This is a genomic window from Sinobaca sp. SA16-1 (assembly GCF_059510515.1).
This window is the reverse complement of record NZ_JCAKFL010000012.1, coordinates 1-736: the sequence shown is the minus strand read 5'-3', so window position 1 is coordinate 736 and position 736 is coordinate 1. Positions and strand designations below refer to the sequence as shown.

At 55.6% G+C, this 736-nt stretch carries 1 rRNA gene; it reads left to right on the top strand.

The features are described from left to right. Positions 1–736 (top strand): 23S ribosomal RNA (locus AC5W2J_RS17195); the annotation flags it as partial.

The window sequence follows — 736 nt, the reverse complement described above, 5'->3', positions numbered from 1 at the left end:
TGGTGGGATACTACCCTGGCTGTACGACTATTCTAACCTCGGTCCGTGATCCGGATCAGGAACAGTGTCAGGTGGGCAGTTTGACTGGGGCGGTCGCCTCCTAAACAGTAACGGAGGCGCCCAAAGGTTCCCTCAGAATGGTTGGAAATCATTCGCAGAGTGCAAAGGCAAAAGGGAGCTTGACTGCGAGACCTACAAGTCGAGCAGAGACGAAAGTCGGGCTTAGTGATCCGGCGGTCCCGTATGGAAGGGCCGTCGCTCAACGGATAAAAGCTACCCTGGGGATAACAGGCTTATCTCCCCCAAGAGTCCACATCGACGGGGAGGTTTGGCACCTCGATGTCGGCTCATCGCATCCTGGGGCTGAAGTAGGTCCCAAGGGTTGGGCTGTTCGCCCATTAAAGCGGTACGCGAGCTGGGTTCAGAACGTCGTGAGACAGTTCGGTCCCTATCCGTCGCGGGCGTTGGAAATTTGAGAGGAGCTGTCCTTAGTACGAGAGGACCGGGATGGACACACCGCTGGTGTACCAGTTGTTCCGCCAGGAGCATCGCTGGGTAGCTACGTGTGGACGGGATAAGTGCTGAAAGCATCTAAGCATGAAGCCCCCCTCGAGATGAGATTTCCCATCACGCAAGTGAGTAAGATCCCTTGGAGATGACAAGGTAGATAGGTCTGAGGTGGACGTGCGGCGACGCATGCAGCTGACAGATACTAATCGATCGAGGACTTATCCAA